This window comes from Nonlabens arenilitoris (assembly GCF_002954765.1).
GTDB lineage: Bacteria > Bacteroidota > Bacteroidia > Flavobacteriales > Flavobacteriaceae > Nonlabens > Nonlabens arenilitoris.
In genome coordinates, this window is record NZ_MTPW01000001.1 from 2,193,540 (window position 1) to 2,215,312 (window position 21,773).

At 33.0% G+C, this 21,773-nt stretch carries 22 protein-coding genes; 18 read left to right on the top strand and 4 right to left on the bottom strand.

Annotation, left to right across the window (positions count from 1 at the left end; genetic code table 11):
• The first annotated feature begins 26 nt into the window (after positions 1-26).
• The 4 genes from BST92_RS09625 (at position 27) to BST92_RS09635 (ending at position 4,561) form a co-directional block, all read left to right on the top strand.
• The gene (locus tag BST92_RS09625; protein WP_211292471.1) at positions 27-1,628 is read left to right on the top strand and encodes an amidase family protein; all 1,602 of its coding nucleotides are present in this window, start codon (positions 27-29) and stop codon (positions 1,626-1,628) included.
• Between the two features lie 12 nt (positions 1,629-1,640).
• Positions 1,641-1,964, top strand: a complete 324-nt coding sequence (locus BST92_RS14935) for a hypothetical protein (protein WP_146105139.1) — start codon at positions 1,641-1,643, stop codon at positions 1,962-1,964.
• Positions 1,965-2,405: 441 nt separating this feature from the next.
• A complete protein-coding gene (gene rimO, locus BST92_RS09630; protein ID WP_105071254.1) occupies positions 2,406-3,710 on the top strand; it encodes a 30S ribosomal protein S12 methylthiotransferase RimO in 1,305 nt (434 codons plus the stop codon).
• A 170-nt stretch (positions 3,711-3,880) separates the two neighbouring features.
• The gene (locus tag BST92_RS09635) at positions 3,881-4,561 is read left to right on the top strand and encodes a TlpA family protein disulfide reductase (protein WP_105071255.1); all 681 of its coding nucleotides are present in this window, start codon (positions 3,881-3,883) and stop codon (positions 4,559-4,561) included.
• Between the two features lie 2 nt (positions 4,562-4,563).
• Here BST92_RS09635 and BST92_RS15020 read toward each other — a convergent pair whose 3' ends face one another.
• The 4 genes from BST92_RS15020 to BST92_RS09650 form a co-directional block, all read right to left on the bottom strand.
• Positions 4,564-4,731, bottom strand: a complete 168-nt coding sequence (locus BST92_RS15020; protein WP_170061733.1) for a hypothetical protein — start codon at positions 4,729-4,731, stop codon at positions 4,564-4,566.
• Positions 4,719-5,420: an ABC transporter ATP-binding protein gene (locus tag BST92_RS09640; protein WP_036581482.1), complete on the bottom strand. Its 702-nt coding sequence runs from the start codon at positions 5,418-5,420 to the stop codon at positions 4,719-4,721. Before BST92_RS09640 ends, BST92_RS15020 begins: the two co-directional genes overlap by 13 nt.
• A gap of 57 nt (positions 5,421-5,477) precedes the next feature.
• On the bottom strand, positions 5,478-6,245 hold the full coding sequence (locus tag BST92_RS09645) for an O-methyltransferase (RefSeq protein WP_105071256.1): 768 nt from the start codon (positions 6,243-6,245) through the stop codon (positions 5,478-5,480).
• Positions 6,246-6,323: 78 nt separating this feature from the next.
• Positions 6,324-8,204 (bottom strand): ABC-F family ATP-binding cassette domain-containing protein, encoded by a 1,881-nt coding sequence (locus BST92_RS09650; RefSeq protein ID WP_105071257.1) that lies wholly within the window; start codon positions 8,202-8,204, stop codon positions 6,324-6,326.
• A 244-nt stretch (positions 8,205-8,448) separates the two neighbouring features.
• Between BST92_RS09650 and BST92_RS09655 the strand changes: the two genes are divergently transcribed.
• The 14 genes from BST92_RS09655 (at position 8,449) to BST92_RS09720 (ending at position 21,771) form a co-directional block, all read left to right on the top strand.
• On the top strand, positions 8,449-9,252 hold the full coding sequence (locus BST92_RS09655) for a polysaccharide biosynthesis/export family protein (RefSeq protein WP_105071258.1): 804 nt from the start codon (positions 8,449-8,451) through the stop codon (positions 9,250-9,252).
• 1 nt (position 9,253) lies between these two features.
• Positions 9,254-11,716, top strand: coding sequence for an exopolysaccharide transport family protein (locus BST92_RS09660; protein ID WP_105071259.1), 2,463 nt, complete (start codon positions 9,254-9,256; stop codon positions 11,714-11,716).
• A gap of 41 nt (positions 11,717-11,757) precedes the next feature.
• Positions 11,758-12,618, top strand: coding sequence for an ABC transporter permease (locus BST92_RS09665; RefSeq protein WP_105071260.1), 861 nt, complete (start codon positions 11,758-11,760; stop codon positions 12,616-12,618).
• Complete coding sequence (locus tag BST92_RS09670; protein ID WP_105071261.1) at positions 12,618-13,445, top strand: polysaccharide pyruvyl transferase family protein; 828 nt, start codon at positions 12,618-12,620, stop codon at positions 13,443-13,445. The genes BST92_RS09665 and BST92_RS09670 overlap by 1 nt, the downstream gene beginning before the upstream one ends.
• Positions 13,442-14,740, top strand: a complete 1,299-nt coding sequence (locus tag BST92_RS09675; protein ID WP_105071262.1) for an ABC transporter ATP-binding protein — start codon at positions 13,442-13,444, stop codon at positions 14,738-14,740. The genes BST92_RS09670 and BST92_RS09675 overlap by 4 nt, the downstream gene beginning before the upstream one ends.
• On the top strand, positions 14,727-15,425 hold the full coding sequence (locus BST92_RS09680; protein WP_105071263.1) for an FkbM family methyltransferase: 699 nt from the start codon (positions 14,727-14,729) through the stop codon (positions 15,423-15,425). The genes BST92_RS09675 and BST92_RS09680 overlap by 14 nt, the downstream gene beginning before the upstream one ends.
• Positions 15,426-15,427: 2 nt before the next feature.
• Positions 15,428-16,321, top strand: a complete 894-nt coding sequence (locus BST92_RS09685; RefSeq protein WP_105071264.1) for a glycosyltransferase family 2 protein — start codon at positions 15,428-15,430, stop codon at positions 16,319-16,321.
• Positions 16,322-16,470: 149 nt separating this feature from the next.
• Positions 16,471-17,106, top strand: a complete 636-nt coding sequence (locus BST92_RS09690; RefSeq protein WP_105071265.1) for an FkbM family methyltransferase — start codon at positions 16,471-16,473, stop codon at positions 17,104-17,106.
• A gap of 9 nt (positions 17,107-17,115) precedes the next feature.
• Positions 17,116-18,417 carry a glycosyltransferase gene (locus BST92_RS09695; RefSeq protein ID WP_105071266.1) on the top strand — a complete coding sequence of 434 codons (1,302 nt, stop codon included), beginning with the start codon at positions 17,116-17,118 and terminating at the stop codon, positions 18,415-18,417.
• A complete protein-coding gene (locus BST92_RS09700; protein WP_170061734.1) occupies positions 18,392-18,646 on the top strand; it encodes a glycosyltransferase in 255 nt (84 codons plus the stop codon). Before BST92_RS09695 ends, BST92_RS09700 begins: the two co-directional genes overlap by 26 nt.
• Positions 18,647-18,765: 119 nt before the next feature.
• Positions 18,766-19,164 carry a glycosyltransferase family protein gene (locus BST92_RS09705; RefSeq protein WP_105071268.1) on the top strand — a complete coding sequence of 133 codons (399 nt, stop codon included), beginning with the start codon at positions 18,766-18,768 and terminating at the stop codon, positions 19,162-19,164.
• Positions 19,164-19,994: a glycosyltransferase family 2 protein gene (locus BST92_RS09710; RefSeq protein ID WP_105071269.1), complete on the top strand. Its 831-nt coding sequence runs from the start codon at positions 19,164-19,166 to the stop codon at positions 19,992-19,994. The genes BST92_RS09705 and BST92_RS09710 overlap by 1 nt, the downstream gene beginning before the upstream one ends.
• Complete coding sequence (locus BST92_RS09715) at positions 19,991-20,827, top strand: glycosyltransferase family 2 protein (RefSeq protein ID WP_105071270.1); 837 nt, start codon at positions 19,991-19,993, stop codon at positions 20,825-20,827. The genes BST92_RS09710 and BST92_RS09715 overlap by 4 nt, the downstream gene beginning before the upstream one ends.
• 104 nt (positions 20,828-20,931) lie before the next feature.
• The gene (locus BST92_RS09720; RefSeq protein WP_146105141.1) at positions 20,932-21,771 is read left to right on the top strand and encodes a hypothetical protein; all 840 of its coding nucleotides are present in this window, start codon (positions 20,932-20,934) and stop codon (positions 21,769-21,771) included.
• Positions 21,772-21,773 lie beyond the last annotated feature (2 nt).

Below are 21,773 nucleotides of genomic sequence, written 5' to 3' on the forward strand. Positions count from 1 at the left end.
TTTTTTACTTTTAAGAAAAATAATATATGCGTTTTATACTACTTCTTTTAGCATTAACTATGTGGAGCTGTCAATCTCCTAAAGCTGCAAATCAAGGGCCTCAGTCGACGTCTCAAGATGATGAAAATTATAAAGTGTTGGACTCAAGGTTTTTAAATAAAGAAGATATTATAGCTCCTTTTAAAGAAGATTTGTCCAGCTTTCGCGAAAGCGAGGAACTCAAATCATTAATTTTAGAAAAGAGCATTCCTGAAATTCAGCAAGCTGTATATGATGGTAAGCTCTCTTACCAGCAACTTACCTTATTTTATATCAATAGAATTGCAAAGTATGATAGAGAAAATCGAAAATCTTTAAATTCGATTATAGCACTTAATCCACAAGCTATGGAAGATGCTTATGCTTATGATTTAAGAATAGATGAGTTCAGACGTGGAGAAGGTAAGTTTAACCCTTATAGTTTAATGGGTATGCCTATTTTATTAAAAGATAACATCAATGCCGCAGGGATGAAAACTACTGCTGGTGCGGCTGTCTTAAAAGATCTAGAACCTCAAAATGCTCGTATAGTACAACGATTGATTGAGGCAGATGCTATCATTTTAGGAAAAGCAAATCTAAGTGAATGGGCTTATTTTTTCTGTGGTGATTGTCCTAGTGGTTATAGCGCAATAGGTGGACAAACATTAAATCCCTATGGTCGTAAGGATATGGATACAGGTGGATCGAGTAGTGGTAGCGGTGTTGCTGTGGCTGCAAATTTTGCAGTGGCTGCTGTAGGTTCTGAGACGGCAGGTTCGATATTATCGCCAGCGTCACAAAATAGTGTAGTAGGTTTAAAACCATCAGTAGGTACTTTAAGTGGGATAGGTATTATTCCTATATCAACTTATCTCGATACAGCAGGTCCTATGTCTAAGAATGTTGTGGATAATGTCATTTTAATGCGTGGGATGTTAAGTGATAAACGCATGTTTAGCGATTTGTTTATTGCAAATTTGGGGACCTCTACGGTTCAAGGTCGTGTTTTTGGGGTATTTCCTGGTTATAAGAAAAATCCATTATATGCCAGTGCTGTTGAACAAATTGTTGCACTAGGAGCAACGGTGGTAGAACTAGAAGAAAAACAACCGCAACTAGAAGGATTTGTTTCTTTACTTAATGTCGATATGAAAAAGGATTTGCCTGCATATTTCATGGGATTAGGATTGCCTGAGTATCAAGGATGGGATGTGGCTAAGGTGATGGAATTAAATAGAGTAGATTCTTTAAATTATATGCCTTATGGTCAACGATTGTTTCAAGGTATAATGGATGAGAAGGATTATTCTCCAGTAGAATCTGCGGCTCTTAAAACCAGATTAACAACACAAGCGCAAGAGTATTTTGATTATTACATTCAGTCTCACAATCTAGATGGTTTTTTATCAGTTAATAATTATAATGCGGCAGAAGCTGCTGTGGCTTTTTATCCTGCAATCACTGTTCCTATGGGATATGATGAAAATGGTCAGCCATATGGATTAACTTTCATTGCACCTACTGAAGAAGAGAAGATGCTTTATCAATGGGCAGCTGCTTATGAAAAAGCAACCCAACACCGTAAGATGCCTAAAGGTTACAATTAAAATCAACAGTCATTGAAAGATTCAACTCAAAAGCCGTCGTTGCTTAGTTCTAAAAGTCTCGTTATTCTAACGAAGTTTATGGCAATCTATGCAGCCTTTCATATCGTTACCGTATTAGGAAAAACTTATGTAGATTCCCTATCTGAAGAATCAACGATTGTGGATACCTACCAGTTGCCTATATATATAGTCGCTGGTATACATTTCATCATGTTACTTATTTGTAGTGCGATGCTGCTGACTAAAAAGTATTATTGGTTAGTTACCGTGGCCTGCATTGTGATCTCATTGTATACTCGATTCTTTTTTGAGGATATTGTAAATTGGGTAAATTAGTATCCAACATTCTAATTAAGGCGTATCATTCCCAGATTTTAATATTGTAAGAGCGTCTTGAGCTTCATATCATGATGTTTTTATAAAGCTATCTTTCAAACCGAAAAATGCAATTGAAATCATAAATGACCATATCTTAAATATGTAACATGACACATGAGCATACAAACCATGCGCATAAATGATCTTGAAATATAACGGCCATAGGATGTGTATAATCCATTTCCCATAAGCTATTATCTATTTAAATAGGTATTATATAAAATAAGCTATACAAAAAAAAGGTCAATAATAGTCCTTGAAAAAAAGCAGCTCCGGTGAGTATTACCATTTGATTTACTTGAGATTGTTGAAAATACTAATTTTTATGAATACGCTTTCGCGAAAGCGTGATCAAAAACAACATTTACATCTAGTTAAGTCGTAAATTTGCAGCCGCTTATGAGAACAAAATCAAGAAAAAAGAATAAGATTAATGTCATCACTCTAGGATGTTCAAAGAATGTCTATGATAGTGAAGTGTTGATGGGACAGCTGAAGGCCAGTGGCAAAGATGTGGTCCATGAAGAAGAAGGGAATATCGTCGTAATTAACACCTGTGGTTTTATCGATAACGCAAAGGAGGAATCTGTAAACACAATCCTAGATTTTGTAGAACGCAAAAATAATGGAGAAGTTGATCAGGTATTTGTGTCGGGTTGCTTGTCAGAGCGTTATAAGCCAGATTTACAAAAGGAAATTCCAGATGTGGATCAGTATTTTGGTACCACAGAGTTGCCGTCTTTATTAAAAGCGCTAGGTGCAGATTACAAACACGAGTTGATAGGTGAACGTGTAACAACGACTCCTAAGAACTATGCATATTTTAAAATCGCCGAAGGTTGTGATAGGCCATGTTCTTTTTGTGCAATCCCATTAATGCGTGGTGGTCATAAAAGTACACCTATAGAACACCTAGTCATTGAAGCTGAAAAACTGGCTGCAAATGGTGTTAAAGAGCTTATTCTTATCGCTCAAGATTTAACTTATTATGGACTAGATTTATATAAAAAGAGGCGTCTTGCAGATCTTTTAAAAGAACTGGTAAAAGTAGAAGGGATTGAATGGATACGCATGCACTATGCATTCCCAACTGGTTTCCCTATGGATGTTCTTGAGGTTATGAAATCAGAGCCTAAAGTGTGTAATTATTTAGATATACCATTACAACATATTTCAACACCTGTTTTAAAATCGATGCGTCGCGGTACTACATTTGAGAAGACAAATGCGCTTCTAGAAGATTTTAGAGCAACGGTTCCAGAAATGGCGATACGTACTACTTTAATTGTAGGATATCCTGGAGAAACAGAAGAGGATTATCAGATTTTAAAACAATGGGTAAAAGATCAGCGTTTTGAACGTATGGGATGTTTTACATACTCTCATGAGGAGAATACACATGCATATAAGTTAGAAGATGATGTGCCTGAAGAAGTAAAACAAGAGCGTGCAAATGAGATCATGGAAATTCAATCACAGATCTCTTGGGAATTGAATCAGCATAAAATAGGTCAGACTTTTAAAGTTATTATAGATCGCAAAAGAGGTAATTACTTTGTAGGTCGTACAGAGTTTGATAGCCCTGATGTGGATAATGAAGTATTGATCGATGCAGAAAAGCATTACCTGTCTGTAGGTTCATTTGTTAATGTTACCATTACAGAAGCAGAAGATTTTGATCTTTATGGTAAGCCAGTAGACTAATTTTTGTATTTTAAAACACTATTAAATATATAATGAACAATGCTTCTTTTGGTAAGAACTAAAGAAGCATTTTTTATTTCAACATTGTCGATGTATAAAAGTTATTCAATCAGAACTTGGCATCTTCTTTGAATACTGTGATACGTTCTACAAATCCGTATTTTTGACTTATGAAAAAGTTGTTTTTTATTATTTTATTGATCAGTGCAGCTGCATTGTCTCAGGCGCAAATTACTTACTATCAGATAGAGGATGGAACTGTGATGGACTTTTTTGAGTTTGAGAAATATAAAAAAAACTTATCCACAGGTTTAGTAATACATAATTCAGTTAGTACACGAACGGCTCAGGATTCAGTAATTCAAACGGTTAAAGTTACGATTGTAGACAGTAATCCAGATTCGAATTATTATGATCCTTTTTTAGTGCATCGTAAAAAGATAGGTGATCGATTTCCTATGGAGGAGTTTATAGCTAGTGATAGTTCTGGAATTGATGATGTGGATTATACAGGTAAGCCTACAGTTGTTAATTTTTGGTTTACTCGATGTGGACCTTGTATTATAGAAATCCCATATTTAAATCAACTATCAGAAGAGTTCAACGGCGAGGTTAATTTTGTAGCTATCACTTTTGATAAAGACTATGTGGTCAATCATTTTCTAGATAGAAAGGCATTCAATTTTGAACATCTTACAGATGTGCGACCTGCAATCGATGCTTATGGCGTTCAGGCTTTTCCTATGAATTTACTATTAGATAAAAACGGTAGAATTGTTCAGGTCTATGGTGATATCATTGCAGAGCATTTGAACTTATCTGCAACATTAAGAGAAATGGTAAATGAGTAATATTATTTCCTCTGTTCTTTTTTACGATCTTCTAGTCTGGCTTTAAAGCTACGTCTATTTTTTGTTCTAGACTGGCCATGTGTTTTGCGATTCCATAATAAGAATACAAAAAAGGCAATGATAACAGCACCTATATACAGCCAGTCTTGGTAGTCGCTTAATCCTTCCATTCTTTATTTCTAATGTCTGTTTCAATAACGCCATCACGTAGTCTGATGACTCTATGAGCATGCTCTGCAATTTCTTCTTCATGCGTTACTAGAATCACTGTATTTCCATCGGCATGAATCTTGTCAAAAAGAGCCATAATCTCGACACCAGTTTTTGAATCTAAATTTCCGGTAGGTTCATCAGCTAGTATAATAGAAGGATTGTTAACTAGCGCTCTACCTACCGCAACACGTTGGCGTTGTCCACCAGATAGTTGATTAGGTTGGTGATCCATACGATCACCTAATCCTACACTTTCAAGCACTTCAGTGGCGCGAGCATTACGTTCTTTTTTAGACTTACCGGCATATACCATAGGTAATGCGACATTATCTAATGCTGTTGTACGAGGTAAAAGGTTGAAAGTTTGAAAGACAAAACCTATTTCTGTGTTTCTAATATCTGCCAGTTGATCATCGCTTAAGCTAGAAACGTCTGTACCGTTTAATTTATAAGAACCAGCTGTAGGAGTGTCTAGACAGCCTAGTAAATTCATTAAAGTGGATTTTCCAGAACCTGATGGTCCCATAAGTGCTACATAATCACCACGTTTAATCTCGAGATCGATTCCTTTAAGCACCTTGACAACTTCTTGTCCCAGTTTAAAATTACGCACGATACCACGTACATCTATCACATTATCACTCATAGGTTAAAAGTATGGAATTATTAGCCTTTCTCATAGGACGTTCAAATTCTCATAACGTTACAACTTGATGTAAAAACGTTCTTGCAATTGTTCTGTTCTTAAAAATAAGAGTCCGACATCATAAAGATCTATACTAGCGGTCACGTTTGCATGTTGACATAGTTGATTCCATGCATCTGTCATATCTCGCGACCAGTATATGTCGTCCAGTATAAAAATGGTGTCTTTATGAGATAGTTTTAGGCAAGCATTAAAATAGTTTATGGTTGCCATCCCATCGTGATGGCCGTCTATATAGATAAGGTCATATGTAGTCCCTATTTGATGTTTAAGAAACTCTTTGAACTTGCTACAAATGCTTTGTACTTTATCGAGATTAAATTTTTTAAATTGCGATTGTGCAAATTTTTGAACTTCAGGACTACCTTCAATTGTGGTTACATGAGCTCCTGATAAGGTCATAGCATGTGTTGCTATACCTATTGAGGTGCCAAGTTCTAATACCTTTTTTACATTAAAATAGTTGCATAACCGGAATAACATTTCGGCAGATTTTTTGTCACTGGAATTGTATTTCAGAATATCGCTCACACAACGTTCATCTGTTTTAAAGACTTTGCTACCAGCTCCATAATCTTCTATGTGTAAAATGGTGTTGTTATTTTTTACGCTTTCGCGGAAGCATCTTATAGCATCATACTGCTCATAATACGTTTTATCTCTTAAGCACTTTTTCTCGAGTGTAAACACAAACGGCGAGTGAATCCCATGTAAATGAAAGGATTTAAGGCAGTGTTTGATATAGTTCTTGAGTTGGTGGAGCAAGAGGAAACTATTACTGTATTACTATTTTCTGTTTATTTAAAAGTAGTATTTGAATTCAACTTTAATTTTATAAAAATACTATCCAATCGACTCCGTAAGTTCTAACCATTCCATTTCTCTTTCTTCTAAGTCTGCTTTTAATTGATCTAGTTTTATAGAATTTTCGGCTAATTGCTCTGGTGCTAATGAGGTGTCTAAAAAAGATTCTTGAAGTTTTACACGTTGTTCTTCTAGTTTCTTAATGCTATTTTCTAGTCTAGAAAGTTCTTTTTGCTGTTCACGTGTAGGTCCAGTTTTTTCTATAGTTTTCTTTTCGACAGGCTTTTGTGTAATTACCTTTTCGCTAGGAGCGGTATCTTCTTTATCTAATGCTAGATCAGTATTTCCTACATAGGCACGGAAATCACTATAGTTCCCAGGGAAATCTGTGATTGTTCCGGACTGATTGAAAACAAATAGATGATCTACGATCTTATCCATAAAATAACGGTCGTGACTCACAACCATCAAACAACCAGGGAAATCCATTAAAAAGTTTTCTAAGATATTTAAAGTAGGGATATCTAGATCGTTAGTCGGTTCATCAAGAATCAGAAAATTAGGGTTTTGTATAAGTACTGTACATAAGTAAAGTCGTTTGCGTTCACCACCACTTAGTTTTTCTACAAAGTCATGTTTCTTTTTACTGTCAAACATAAATCGCTCTAACAGCTGGCTAGCACTAATGATTTTACCTTTGTTGAGAGGAATATATTCACCGTATTCCTTGATGACATCGATAACTTTTTGACCAGGTTTAATGTCTATTCCGCCTTGAGTATAGTATCCTATTTTTACTGTTTCACCTTTCACTACTTTACCAGAGTCTGGTAGTAGATTCCCAGTGATCATATTCAGGAATGTCGATTTACCAGTTCCATTTTTTCCTATAATTCCTATACGTTCTCCTTTTATAAAATTATATGAGAAATTATCGATAAGCTTTTTACCAGGAAATGATTTAGAAATTTTATGAAGTTCTATCACTTTAGTTCCTAGTCGTTCCATATTGATCTCAAGTTCAATCTTATGATCTTTACGACGGTTGTGAGCTGCTTCTTTTATAGTGTAAAAGTCATCGATACGTGACTTAGATTTTGTAGTACGAGCTTTAGGCTGGCGGCGCATCCATTGTAGCTCTTTTTTATAAAGTTGCTGAGCTTTTTCTTGGGTGGTTTGCTCTACCTCAAGGCGTTCTTGTTTTTTCTCTACATAGTAGGAATAGTTTCCTTTATAGGTATATAGTTTCCCATTATCCAGTTCTATGATTTCATTACAAACTCGATCTAAAAAGTAACGGTCGTGCGTCACCATTAAAATGGTATAATTTTCTTGCTTAAAATATTCTTCTAGCCACTCAATCATTTCTAGATCTAGGTGGTTAGTAGGCTCATCCATAATTAATAATTGCGGATCAGATAATAACGCAATAGCCATTGCGATACGTTTTTTTTGTCCACCACTTAGGTTTTCTACCTTTTGAGACAAATCGTCTAATTTAAGCTTAGAAAGAATTTGCTTATACTTAGTTTCAAAATCCCAAGCGTTTGAAGAATCCATAGCATCAAAGGCTGCTTGATACTTGTCTGCGTCTTCCATATTTTGCAAAGCTTTCTCATAATTTGCAATAATTTTTATGGTAGGGATATCTGATGCCAGTATAATTTCTTCAATGGTAGAATTAGGATTTAAGTCTGGTTCTTGAAGAAGAAAAGCCATACGCAAATCATTACGACGATTTACGCTACCCGTATTAGGTTGTTCTTTACCAATGATAATATCGAGTAAAGAAGTTTTACCGAAACCGTTTTTTGCCACAAAACCTATTTTCTGCCCTTCATTAATCCCAAGTGAGATATTATCAAACAGCACACGTTCTCCAAAGCTACGAGAGACATTTTCAACAGATATATAGTTCATGAAATCCTATGTTTTAAGAGATTGCAATAATACGTGTTTTTTTAGGGGTTTAATGTTTAAGGTTATTGGTTTTCTATAGGGTGTTTAATGAATTCTATTTAAATTTTAAAGAGCTGTTTTTACTTAAGTATGAAATAAAAGCGATTAAGAAATGTTGTTCATAGAACTGTAGTGATAATAGCATGGTGTTTATAGGCATTTTAAATAGATAACTTTATATTTACAGCTTATTCTGAGAAGTTTTATGCGTACCGTATTAGGTTTAATAATTATAGTTTTGGTTTTAATGGTGAGTTCTTGTGTACCTACCCGTAACATCACTTATTTACAAGAGTCTCCAACTGTAAAAAACGACTCTCTTATTACTATTCAAAAAGTACAGCCACCATATAGATTACAAATCAATGATGTTTTAAGCATTCAAATAAAGGCGCCTTATGATCCAGAGTTAGTTTCTATGTTTAATGTAGGAAATACTGCTAGCAATAGTTCTTCAAATCAAGCAGGAGGATTATATTTTTCTGGTTATACCATTGATCAGCATGGTGATATACGAGTTCCACAATTAGGAGAAATTAAAGCTCTAGGTTTGACTTTAGAAGAATTAAGAGAGTTGATTGAAAGACGTTTGCTTACCGAATATTTTAAGGAAAATGCAGACTTATTTGTGACGGTAAGATTAGGTGGATTACGTTATGTTATGGCAGGTGAAGTAAGCGGTCAAGGTGAACAAGTTATTTTCAGAGATCAAGTGTCCATCATTGAAGCTATCGCAAATAGTGGTGGTGTTCCAATTACAGGTGATCTAACTAAAGTTAGAATTGTACGACAGTATCCTGATGGTGTAAAAGTCCATCATTTAGACCTAACGCAATTAGACGTTGTTTATTCACCTTACTATTATATACAGCCTAATGATATGATTGTTGTAGATCCGTTACCACAAAAATCTTTAGGTACAGGGACTACAGGTCTAGCTTCTTTTACCACTATAATATCAGTATTAACGACACTTGTAACTACAGTACTGTTCTTTACACGTTTATAAAATGGAAGAAGAAAAAGAAATTAATTCCTTATCAGGCATATTTGATATACGTCAGTTTTTTACAAAACTAATCAAATTGTGGTGGTTATTTATTCTATGCATAGGGATCGGTTTAGCCTATGCTTATTATAAAAATCAGTTTATTCAAACGGTTTATAGTGCTAGTTCTTTAATTAGTATCAAGGATAATTCAAATCCGCTATTTACTAGTAATACTAGTTTAACATTCAATTGGGGTGGTACTACTGATAAGGTGACCACAGCCATAGTACAATTTAAATCTCGTACTCACGCTGAGCAGGTTGTTGATGAATTACAATTCTATATAAATTATATAAAGGAAGGAGATTATTATAATACTGATGCTTATAAGAAAACACCTTTCTACATTTATGCTGACAGCAGCAAAGCGCAATTGTCAGGCAAAAATATTAGAATTAAAGTGCTGGATCAAGAACGATTTGAGCTTTCTACTAGTTTTTCTAATGCAACAGCCTCAGGTTACCATTACAGTTTGAAAAAAAGTCAAGTTGTTACAGTGCCAGTAGGAGAATGGAAACAACAGTTCAAATTTGGAGACTCTATACAATTACCATTTTTAAACATTGTAATAGATAAAAGAGGTAAAACCACGGCGACTGGAGAATGGTTGTTTAATTTCGGTAATTATTGGGGTACGGTAAATAGATATAAAGGGATATCGATTAGACAGCAACCAGATGGGTCGTCCATTTTGTTATTAAGCATGTCTGGCGGTAATAAACAAAGATTAATTGATTATATCAATACGAGTTCTGTTATTTTAGAACGTGGCGAGTTGCAGCGTAAAAATAAATTTGCTGTTAGTACGATTAAATACATAGATAGTTCACTGGTCGTTCAAGTGGCGGCTCTTAAAAAGTCCGAGCAAGACTTAGAAGATTTTAGAGACAAGTCCCAAATACTGGACGTTACTGCTCAGAATACTGACTTCAATCAAAAATTAACAGAATTTGAAATTCAAAAACGTAGTATTCAAAACAAATTGAATTACTATGATAATTTAAAGCAATATTTACAAAATAGGACCGATTATACGGTAATTCAAGCTCCATCAGTAGTAGGTATAGAAGAAGGAAGTATATCTGCAGCAGTTAGTAGGTTGATAACTCTATCAGAAGAAAGAAAGAGAAGAGAGTTTGCGATGCGGGCAGACGCTCCTGTTTTTCAGCAAATAGACAGAGATATCAACGCCATTAAGGATGTGATTTTCGAAAATATTATTAGTTCAAAATCCTTGTTAAATAAGGAGCTTAGCGCATTATATGGTCAGATAGGAAAAGTTGAAGCTCAAATCAAAAAGTTGCCAAAAGAACAGCAAGAGTTTTTAAAAATTCAAAGACAATTTGACGTTAATCAAAACACTTACAATCTGTTTATGGCCAAAAAAGCTGAAGCAGAACTAGTTAAAGCAGCAAATGTGTCTGATGTATATGTAATTGATGAGGCCAAAGATACAGGTGATGGTGGGACACGTAGAGATTCAAATATTAATTATTTAATGGCATTATTAGTTGGGTTTTCTATACCTATAAGTGTTGCTTTTATTTTAACCATATTAGATTTTTATATCCATTCTCCTAAAGACATTGAAAAATTATCTAAAATACCTTTGATAGGTGTGGTTGGAAAGATGGATCACCCGACAAATCTGATAGTAAAAGATAAACCTAAATCTACCATCGCCGAGTCTTTTAGAGGTATACGTTCTAGTTTACACTTTATTTATGATCAAGAGTCATTATATGGTTCACGTACTATTATGGTCACTAGTAGTGTAAGTGGAGAAGGTAAAACTTTTACCAGTATCAATTTAGCTAGTGTGTTTGCTTTAAGTGGTAAACGCACCTTATTGGTTGGAATGGATTTAAGAAAGCCTAAGATCTTTGATGATTTTGGTATTGAAAATGATTTAGGTGTTTCTAATTATTTAGTAAATGATTGTTCGCTCAATGAAATCATAAGATCGGCAGGTATGGAAAACTTAGACATAGCTTTATCTGGTCCTGTACCACCTAACCCTAGTGAATTAATCATGTCCAAGCGAGCAGGAAAAATGATTGAGCAATTTAAAAAGGATTATGATTATGTGATTCTCGATACACCACCATTAGGTTTAGTGGCAGATGCTATGGAAATTGCAAAACATGCAGACGCTTCCTTATATATGGTTCGTCAAGGATATACTAAAAAAGGAATGCTAGATGTAGTAAATGAAAAGTACAATAGAGGCGAAATTAAAAATCTAAGTTTTGTATTTAACTATTTCAATGAACGCGGTAAATATGGCTATGGCTATGGCTATGGTTATGGTTATGGCTATGGTTATGGAGCTTATGGGAATGGGTATCATGAAAATGATATGAAAGATGGAATTGTAGAAAGAATCAAAAAGTTAATCAAAGGTATTATCAAACCTGGATAAGTAGCTTTATAACACTTTTACTAGTGTAATTAATAACACCTATGAGTAGTAATACAGATAATTGGCTTTACGAAATCAAACCTAAAGGTAAGCTGATAGACCTGAATCTTAAAGAGATCTGGCGCTATAGGGATTTGCTTGTTCTTTTTGTAAAAAGAGATATAGTTACTGTTTATAAACAGACTATACTCGGTCCGCTATGGTTTATCATACAACCTTTATTTACTAGTGTAGTTTTTACCTTAATTTTTAATGAAGTTGCAGGAATTAGCAATGGTGCTATCCCTAATTTTTTATTCAATCTTACAGGATTAACGCTATGGTCTTATTTTAAAGAATCATTAAACGCGACTAGTAATTCCTTTAAAAGTAATGCAGGGATTTTTGGGAAAGTATATTTTCCTAGGTTTATATCGCCAGCTTCTAAGGTAATCTCGGGACTACTTAAATATGCAATTCAGCTGTTAATATTGGTCATTTTTTATGTGTATTTTGCTTATAACGGCATGGAAGTAAGGCCTTCTGTCTATTTCCCACTCTTGATTATCATACTGTTGAACATTATCTTACTTGCTATGGGAATAGGTATGGTTTTATCCTCTTTTACTACTAAATATCGAGACTTATCATTGCTCGTTGGTTTTGGTTTAAATTTATTAATGTACCTCAGTGCAGTGATGTATTCTATAGATGCGGCAAAGGATAAGTTAACAAATTATTATTGGGCAGTAGAATGGAATCCTATTGCACATATTATAGAAAGTTACCGCAGTTTATGGTTTAATAGCCTCGATATCCATTGGACTGGACTCTATGCAGGATTTGGACTAGGAATTGTTTTGTTTTTTATAGGTCTTATTTTCTTTAATCGTACAGAGAAAACCTTTATAGATACGGTTTAATGGGACAAATCATACGATTATACTGGTGGAGTGAGATATACATCCAAAAGAAGAAAAAAGAGAACTATGGAGATCTTTTAGGAAAATATTTGGTAGAAAAAATATCAGGTAAAAAGGTACAGTGGTTAAGAGCAAATAAATTTTACTTTAAAAATCTGTGGCAGCCTGTTTATGTAACTATCGGTAGTATACTAGAACATATAGGCACGCATTGTACGGTTTGGGGTAGTGGCATTATCTCTAGAGATGCTCAAGTAGCTGGTGCCACATTTTTAGCTGTAAGAGGTCCGCTTTCGCGAAAGCGTCTTCAAGAACTCAATTATAACTGTCCAGCAGTCTATGGTGACCCAGCGTTACTTTTACCATTGTATTATCATCCAAAAATAGAGAAGAAATACAAATTAGGGATAATTCCCCATATAAATGATTATGAGGTGGTTAAGGAATGGTATCAAAACATGGAACAAGTAAAAGTGATTCATTTTAGAACTAATGATGTGGAGCAAACAACAGATGAGATACTATCTTGTGAATATATTCTATCTTCCTCTTTACATGGAGTTATTGTGGCACACGCTTATCAAACACCTGCGGTACAAGTGCGTTTTTCAAATAATATCCATGGTGATGGTGTGAAGTATCACGATTATTTTTTATCTGTAGGTTTAAACACTTACACTCCTATGGAATTGTTTGAAGCGCAAGCTGTAGAAGAATCTATAAGTTATATTAAAGATCACATAGACGCCCTACCTAGTACCTCAAAAATTAAACAAATACAACAAGGCTTACTAGCTGTTTGTCCTTTTAAAAACACAGCGATATGAGTGATAATATCATTTTGAAAGCCTCAAATGTATCTAAACAGTACCGTTTAGGATTAGTAGGTACAGGGACTTTAACACATGATTTAAATAGGTTCTGGCATAAGATACGAGGTAAAGAAGATCCTTACTTACAAATAGGTGCTGTAAATGATCGTAGTGCTAGCGCTAGTTCGGATTATGTATGGGCATTGCAAGACATTAATTTTGAAGTTAAGAGAGGAGAGATTCTAGGAATTATAGGTAAAAATGGAGCTGGTAAATCTACCTTATTAAAAATACTCTCTCGAGTGACCAGTCCTACGACGGGAAGTATAAAGACTAAAGGTCGTATTGCTAGTTTACTAGAAGTCGGAACAGGAATGCATCCGGAGCTTACCGGTAGAGAAAATATTTATTTAAACGGTGCAATTTTAGGAATGAATAAGACAGAGATCTCTAGTAAGATCGATGAGATTATAGAATTCTCAGGTTGTCAAATGTATATAGATACACCGGTAAAAAGGTACTCTAGCGGTATGAGAGTGCGTTTAGGATTTGCCGTGGCAGCATTTCTCGAGCCAGATATCCTCGTGGTTGATGAAGTGCTTGCAGTAGGTGATGCTGAGTTTCAAAAAAAAGCCATAGGTAAAATGCAAGATATTTCCAGTACTAGTGGTAGAACGGTGCTGTTTGTGAGTCATAATATGGCGGCTGTTCAAAACTTGTGTCCAAGAACTATTTTGATGCATAATGGAAGAATTGAAAAAGATGGGTTTACTAGTGAGATAATTAATTATTATTTACAGATTTTTAGAGATGAAAAATTACAACAGGATCTAGTATTTAGAGAAGATAGAAAAGGTAAACAGGAACTGGTATTTGAGTCCTATTGGTTTGAAAATGAAAATGGAAAAAAACTTAAATTATTACAATCAGGATTGAATTTTTATTTTGTTGTGAAAATTAATAATGTTGTACCTAAGAGTTTTCAGAACATAAAAATTTCAATAGGAATTGATAATTCAAAAGGTAATAGATTGTCTTTGTTGGACAATTTTTTAACAAATCAAAAAATAAATTTTGAAGCTAATGAATGTAAAGAAATAAGAATTCATATTTCTAATTTACCGTTACAATCGGGCTATTATTATTTCACACTTTTCGTTAAGGATAACGAGAATATTCAAGACTGGATAGAAAATGCAGGCACATTTGAAGTAGAGAATGGTGACTTTTTTAAAACTGGGCAATTAATAGAAGGTAATCAAGGTGATCTATTAATCAAACATGACTTCATAGGATATGAGAAAAATTAAAACTAAAATTAAGTATTACATACTAGATTTTATAGTAAGGAAGTTTTCTAAGGATAAACTATTTGCAAGAGTTTTAAGTAAGGAGGAAAATCAAGCGGTTAGATTTGTAAATCATGAATTCTTAAACGATATAGGTTGGTGGAATTCATGGCGGACAAGAAATCCACAAGATAAAAACGGGAAGCCATTACCTTGGGTTACATATAGTTATATTTTCTTTATTTCTAATAGGTTAAATAAAGAGTTTAATGTTTTTGAATTTGGCTCAGGAAATTCAACTTTGTTTTTTAGTGATAAAGTTCAACAGATAGATTCTGTAGAGCATGATCAAGAATGGTTCAATAAAATGGCAGTTAAATTACCTGATAATGCAAAGATTTATTTTGAGAAATTAGTTTACGGTGGTAATTATTCTGAAGTAGCTATTCGTTCGGAAAAAAAATATGATTTGATAAGTATTGATGGAAGAGATAGAGTAAATTGTTTAATCAATTCCTTTGAAGCACTTAATGAATCAGGGGTTATGGTGTTAGATGATTCAGAACGTATAGCATATCAAAAAGCAATTGAATTTATAATGCAGAAAGGTTTCAAACGATTGGATTTTTGGGGAATTTCTCCAGGGTTATTTTATAAGAAATGTACGACTATTTTTTATAGAGAATTAAATGTTTTAGGAATATAGTAATGAAATTAGCACCAATAGCATTATTTATTTATAATCGTCCAGAACATTCTAGAAAAACTTTGGAGGCCTTAAAGAAAAATGATTTTGCAAAAGATTCTGTTTTATTTGTGTATGCAGATGGCCCTAAAGATAATGCGACTACTCAGGAATTATTAAAAATTGAGCAGACTAGAGATGTTATTAAAAGTAAGAAGTGGTGTAAAGAGATTCACATTATAGAATCTAAAAAAAACAAAGGTTTAGCAAACTCTGTTATTGACGGAGTTACAGAAGTTTTGTCAAAAAACGATTCTGTAATAGTCCTTGAAGATGATATTGTGACAGAAAAGGGTTTCTTGAAGTTTATGAACCAATCTTTGGAATTATATAAAGATGAAGAAAGAGTATTTGGAATTTCGGGCTATAAATTTGATTGTGATAAACCAATTAAACAATCTACTTATTTCTTACCTATAATGAGTTCATGGGGTTATGCTACATGGTCTCATAGTTGGAGTAAAATTGATTTTAATGCTAATAGATTAAACCAAAAAGTTTTTGATAGAAATCTTAAAGATCAAATGAGATTTGGAACTCTTGATTTTTATGGGATGTTACAATCTCAAGTTTCTGGAAGATTGGATTCGTGGGCAGTTCGATTCTACACAAGTATGTTATTGCAAAATGGTGTGTTTTTATTTCCTAATAAATCCTTATTAAGAAATATAGGTTTTGATGGTTCTGGAGTCCATTGTCAACGAGAGAATAAAGTAGAGAAGGATATTAATAATTATATTAAGCCTAAAAAGATAGAAGTTAGTATTAATCCCAATATTTATGATAATTTTCAAGTAAAAAACCATCAAAAAAAGATCACCATTAAAAATATTAAGAAGAAACTAAAAAAATATTAGCACCTGAATTATTACATTATTATAGAAGAAAAAATAATAAGAAATCAAATCCATTAGATCGGTTGTACAATACTCCTCGATTTGTATCTACAAATTTTGAATTAAAGGGAAAAACTATTTATATTCCAGACGCTGCCTCATTTATTTTTATGTATAAAGAAATATTTGAGCAAGAGATTTATAAGTTTAGTTCTGAAAACAAATCACCTTATATTATAGATGGAGGCGCAAATATTGGATTAGCTACAATATATTTCAAAAAGCTTTTTCCAAAGTCAGAGATTTTAGCTTTTGAACCTGATACTCAAATTCATGCCGTTTTGAAAAAAAATATTGAGTCATTTGGATTGCAAAATGTAACTTTAATAAAATCCGGATTGTGGAATAAGTGCGAAACGCTTAACTTTTATAATGAAGGTGCTGATGGTGGCTTAATCGATACAGATGGTAAAAATTCAGGAAGTTTTGAAAGTATAAATGTAGAATCATTGCTTCCTTATTTAAATAGGAATGTTGATTTTTTAAAATTAGATATTGAAGGTGCTGAAAGTGTGGTTATTAAAGATATTGAATCAAGTTTAGATAATGTAAATAGGATTTTTGTAGAATATCATTCTTTTGTACAACAAACTCAAAATCTAGGAGAAATTATAAATATTTTAGAAAATTCTGGTTTTAGACTTCATGTCAACGCACCTGGCTTAAGTAGTAAGCAACCTTTTCAGAGTCTTAATATCTATAATGGTATGGACATGCAACTTAATATATACGGATTCCGAGAATAATAAAGTTGAATGAAAATTCTAATAGTGAATACATACGACACAGGTGGAGCTGCAAATGCTTGTATAAGGCTGCACGAAGGTTTTTTGAATGCAGATGTGGACTCTAAATTACTCGTCCTGCACAAAAAAAAGGATATAAAAAACTCTTATCAGTTTGATTCGATGGATATTCAGAAAAAATCTATTCAAGATAAGATTAGTTTATATTCTAGGAAATTTTTAAGGAAGTTAGGATTTAAAATTAAAAAATCATCAAGTAATCATTTATTCATAAGTCAAAGAAATAAAGAATTAGATTTATTTAGTTTTCCTCAATCTAAATTTGACATTACTAAATCTGATTTATATAAAGAAGCAGATATCATTAACCTGCATTGGACTGCTAATTTTTTAGATTACGAATCATTCTTTAAGAAGAATAAAAAACCTATCGTATGGACTTTGCACGATATGAATCCATTTACAGGAGGTGAACATTATATTGAGAAATTTATTGGGATTTCAAATAGTGGAGAACCTATTCCTAGAGTATTAACAGAATATGAAAAGGCTATCTTTAAAAATGTTGTAAATTATAAATTAAAAGCTCTTAAACATTTTAAGGATTTAACTATTTCTGCTCCATCTCGATGGTTGCTTGAAGAGTCTAAGAAAAGCAAAGTATTTGGGAATTATAAGTCGGTCTGTATTCCCTACGGTTTAGATAGTAAGAAGTTTAGGTTCTATAATAAAATCGAGGCTAGAAATCACTTCAATCTGCCGTTAGATAAAAAAATTATTTTATTTGTTGCAGATTCTTTGACAAATAGCCGCAAAGGCTTTTTGTTTTTACTTAAATCAATTGAAAATTCTCAGGCTGAATTTAAAGATACGATATTATGTGCCGTAGGTAAGAGGTATTCTGATTTAGATCATATTTCTAATTTAGTTCAAATGGGTTATTTGAATGATTATGATTCATTAAGTTATTGTTACAGCGCTGCAGATGTTTTTGTGATACCATCAATTATGGATAACTTACCTAACACAGTTCTAGAATCATTAATGTGTGGAACACCAGTTATAGGATTTCCATCTGGTGGCATTGTAGATATGATAGACCATGGAATTAATGGATTAGTTGTTAAAGATATTACTGTTGATTCCTTGCGCGCGACCTTAATTGATTTTATTAATGAAGGTTATAATTTTAATCCACAAGTTATTAGGGATCGTACAATTTATAAGTATAACCTTGCTAAACAAGCAAATAAGTATCTCAAATTATTTAATAATATTTTGGACAATGAAAATATCGATTGTAACGATTAATTATAATGATGTATCAGGTCTTGAAAGAACAATAAAAAGCGTTCAAAAACAAACTAGTAAGGATTTTGAGCATATAATCATTGACGGCGGCAGTAATGATGCAAGCAAAGAATTAATTGAGAAAAATAAAAGCCGCTTTAGCTACAATATAAGTGAACCTGATCAAGGAGTTTATGACGCCATGAATAAGGGCATTAAAAAAGCAAATGGAGATTATTTACTTTTTTAAATAGTGGAGATCATTTTAAAGATGCAGACAGTTTATTAAAATTAACTAAAGTTATTGATAAAACAGATCCAGTTGAATTAATTTATGGAAATATAGAGGTTGTAGCGGAACGTACTTGGGTGAAAAAATATCCAGATACAATCAATTTAGATTATTTAATCAAGGATAGTTTACCGCATCCCGCAACTCTTATTAGAAAGGATTGCTTTAATAACGAGCTTTATGATACTTCGTTAGATATAGTGGCAGACTGGAAGTTTTTCTTGTTAGGAATAGGTAAACAATCATTTAAATACCATTATGTAGATGAAGTCATTAGTGTTTTTTACTATGACGGCATAAGCAGCCAACAGTATAATCAAATTAGTAAAGAGCGCTTAAAAGTAATTCGTCAATATTTTCCAAATAAACTTAAATTACATTATTCGTATTACCCCAGTAAACTTCAAAAGAATTTCAGTCTTGCCAAAAAGAAGATGAATTCAATAATTGAAAAAATTAAAAAAAACGTTGATTGATGGTTAAAGTCTCAGTAATCGTACCGTGCTATAATCAAGGTGAATTCCTTGACGAGTGCTTGCAGTCTGTTTTAAACCAAAGTTATGAAGATTGGGAATGCATTATCGTAAATGACGGTAGTACTGATGATACTGAAAATATAGTTAGAAGATGGATGCAAAATGACTCTAGATTTTCCTTAATATCAATTGAGAATTCTGGCGTCAGTAATGCGCGTAATCAGGGAATTATTAAAGCAAAAGGGGAATATATTTTACCAATCGATGCTGATGATTATATTGATGAAAATTATTTAGAAAGCGCATTTGATCTTTTTAATACTTCTCCTTCATGTAAAGTCGTTTATGGTGCTGTTATGATGATAGGTGAAAAGAATGAAAAGTGGGAATTACCAGAATTCAGCATGAAAGAACTTGCTATTTATAATATTATTCCTGTTAGTGGAATTTACAGAAAAAAAGAATGGCAACGTATAGAAGGATATGATGTTAAATTGGATAAAGGACTTGAAGATTGGGAGTTTTGGATTCATTTATTAAAAGATGATCCTATTGTTAAATTCATTGAAAATATATGTCTTTACTATCGCATCAAACCAAAGTCTCGCAATACTAGTGTGAATCAATTAATACAAACCGAAATACAGTCTTATGTGTTTAATAAACATACAAACTATTATATAGAGACCTTTGGTAGTTACCATAACTTAGTTAAGAAGTCGAAGTATCAAGAAATGGAGTTAAGTGGTTTTAAAAACAGTTTGAATTACAAAATTTTTAAATTGACGTGCATGCTTAAAAGACAATTTAAAAAGTTATTTAAGTTATGATTTCCTTCATAATAGTTAATTATAATACACCAGATCTTGTTGCTCAAGCAATTTCTTCCGTTTATAAGTATTTGGATTTGCAGTTATTTGAGGTGATCGTGGTGGATAACGCAAGTATAAAGGGTTCTATAGAAGTTGCGATAGCTGCTTTTCCAGATGTGATTTTAATAAAAAGTGAGGAGAACTTAGGTTTTGGTAGAGCAAATAATTTAGGATTTCAACATGCTCAAGGTAAATATATTTTATTGCTCAACTCTGATGCTTATTTAGTTGACACCAGCAGTATTCTTATAATGATGGACTATTTAGAGAAGCATGAACACGTAGGAATAGTAGGTCCTAACTTCATAAAAAAAGATGGTTCCCCAAATTATGCTTACGGCAATCTACTAGAGAAGCGTAAAATATGGAGTGACATAGGGATTTATAAAATACCTATCCAAGAATATGTAAACTATGCTACCTATAAAGTGTGTGATACGAAGCGACCAAAAGAAGTAGGTTATCTAGCAGCAGCTGGAATTCTCATTAAATCAACTGTAATTAAAGAGCTAGGATTGTTTGATCCACATATTTTTTTATATTATGAAGATATGGAGCTGGGATGGAGATATGGCAGGCATAATTATTTGAGTGTAATTCTCCCAGAAGCTACTATAGTTCATTTAGGCGGTGGATCAGGTGCTTCTATTTCTCAAGAATTACAACAAAAAATTTCAGATAGTAAATCATATTTTATTAAAAAGAGATTTGGTGCTTTCTTTCTCTTAAAAGTTAAATGGGTATCTTTCTTTTTTAAGGGTTTTAAAAGGCTTAAAAGAAGAATTTCATAAGTTGTATTTTTGAATCATAATCTATCATCGATAATTTGAAAAAAGTCCTATTATTTTCTTCCTTATGTAAGCCTAAAAAAGTCTTAGAGCAAACACTGCCTTCTATGATTCACTTAGAACAAGAAGGAATACAGTTAGAGGTGCTTTTTTATGATGATAATAAAACTAAAGAAGCTCAATCCTTTACACAACTACAGGCTGATAAACATGATCATGTTATTGTTGAGAAAGATTATCTGGAAAGTAGATCATCATATAAAAATCACGATTGGACGGTAAGTGCTGTAGATCGCATCATTGAAATTAAGAATAGCGCTATTCAAAAGGCACTTGATAAGAACTATGATTTCATTTTTCTAGTTGATGCAGATTTAGTGTTGAACCCTAAAACATTAGTTCATCTTGTAAATCAAGAAAAGGATTTTGTTTTTGAACTATTCTGGACCGTATTTACAAATGATGCTATAGCCAAACCTAATTGCTGGGATGTGCACTCGTGGAATTATTCAAGTGCTCAAACTATTTTACAACTTAAAAATCCTGGAACTTATAAAGTAGGTGCTGGTGGTGCTTGTACTTTAATTTCGCGAAAGGCGATGGAACTGGGACTCAACTTTGATAGAATTTCTAACTTACCTTATGGTGGTGAGGATAGACATATTTGCACAAGAGCAGAGGTTCTAGGAATAGATATTTTTATAGATACCCATTTTCCCGCTTACCATATTCATAATCCTGATAAACATCAAGAGGCTCAACAATGGATTAAAGATGGATGTCAAAGGTCTTTTTTTAATAGTTGGGTAGATCAGCAATGGGAACTAGATGTAAAAGAATCATTAATTCCTAAAGAACTTATAAAGTCTAAAAATAAATTGCACAAAATTAAATTAGCTTTATATAAGGCTAAAAGGGCGTATCAAAATTATATGCGCTTTAATTAATT

Excerpts from the sequence above, each read along its gene's own strand:
- BST92_RS09695 (WP_105071266.1), top strand. The coding sequence starts at position 17,116 with ATGAAAATTCTAATAGTGAATACATACGACACAGGTGGAGCTGCAAAT.
- BST92_RS09655 (WP_105071258.1), top strand. The coding sequence starts at position 8,449 with ATGCGTACCGTATTAGGTTTAATAATTATAGTTTTGGTTTTAATGGTG.
- BST92_RS09700 (WP_170061734.1), top strand. The coding sequence starts at position 18,392 with ATGAAAATATCGATTGTAACGATTAATTATAATGATGTATCAGGTCTT.
- BST92_RS09690 (WP_105071265.1), top strand. The coding sequence starts at position 16,471 with ATGTATAAAGAAATATTTGAGCAAGAGATTTATAAGTTTAGTTCTGAA.
- rimO (WP_105071254.1), top strand. The coding sequence starts at position 2,406 with ATGAGAACAAAATCAAGAAAAAAGAATAAGATTAATGTCATCACTCTA.
- BST92_RS09685 (WP_105071264.1), top strand. The coding sequence starts at position 15,428 with ATGAAATTAGCACCAATAGCATTATTTATTTATAATCGTCCAGAACAT.
- BST92_RS09640 (WP_036581482.1), bottom strand. The coding sequence starts at position 5,420 with ATGAGTGATAATGTGATAGATGTACGTGGTATCGTGCGTAATTTTAAA.
- BST92_RS09665 (WP_105071260.1), top strand. The coding sequence starts at position 11,758 with ATGAGTAGTAATACAGATAATTGGCTTTACGAAATCAAACCTAAAGGT.
- BST92_RS15020 (WP_170061733.1), bottom strand. The coding sequence starts at position 4,731 with ATGGAAGGATTAAGCGACTACCAAGACTGGCTGTATATAGGTGCTGTT.
- BST92_RS09625 (WP_211292471.1), top strand. The coding sequence starts at position 27 with ATGCGTTTTATACTACTTCTTTTAGCATTAACTATGTGGAGCTGTCAA.
- BST92_RS09670 (WP_105071261.1), top strand. The coding sequence starts at position 12,618 with ATGGGACAAATCATACGATTATACTGGTGGAGTGAGATATACATCCAA.
- BST92_RS09635 (WP_105071255.1), top strand. The coding sequence starts at position 3,881 with ATGAAAAAGTTGTTTTTTATTATTTTATTGATCAGTGCAGCTGCATTG.
- BST92_RS09680 (WP_105071263.1), top strand. The coding sequence starts at position 14,727 with ATGAGAAAAATTAAAACTAAAATTAAGTATTACATACTAGATTTTATA.
- BST92_RS09715 (WP_105071270.1), top strand. The coding sequence starts at position 19,991 with ATGATTTCCTTCATAATAGTTAATTATAATACACCAGATCTTGTTGCT.
- BST92_RS09675 (WP_105071262.1), top strand. The coding sequence starts at position 13,442 with ATGAGTGATAATATCATTTTGAAAGCCTCAAATGTATCTAAACAGTAC.
- BST92_RS09720 (WP_146105141.1), top strand. The coding sequence starts at position 20,932 with ATGATTCACTTAGAACAAGAAGGAATACAGTTAGAGGTGCTTTTTTAT.
- BST92_RS09660 (WP_105071259.1), top strand. The coding sequence starts at position 9,254 with ATGGAAGAAGAAAAAGAAATTAATTCCTTATCAGGCATATTTGATATA.
- BST92_RS09710 (WP_105071269.1), top strand. The coding sequence starts at position 19,164 with ATGGTTAAAGTCTCAGTAATCGTACCGTGCTATAATCAAGGTGAATTC.
- BST92_RS09650 (WP_105071257.1), bottom strand. The coding sequence starts at position 8,204 with ATGAACTATATATCTGTTGAAAATGTCTCTCGTAGCTTTGGAGAACGT.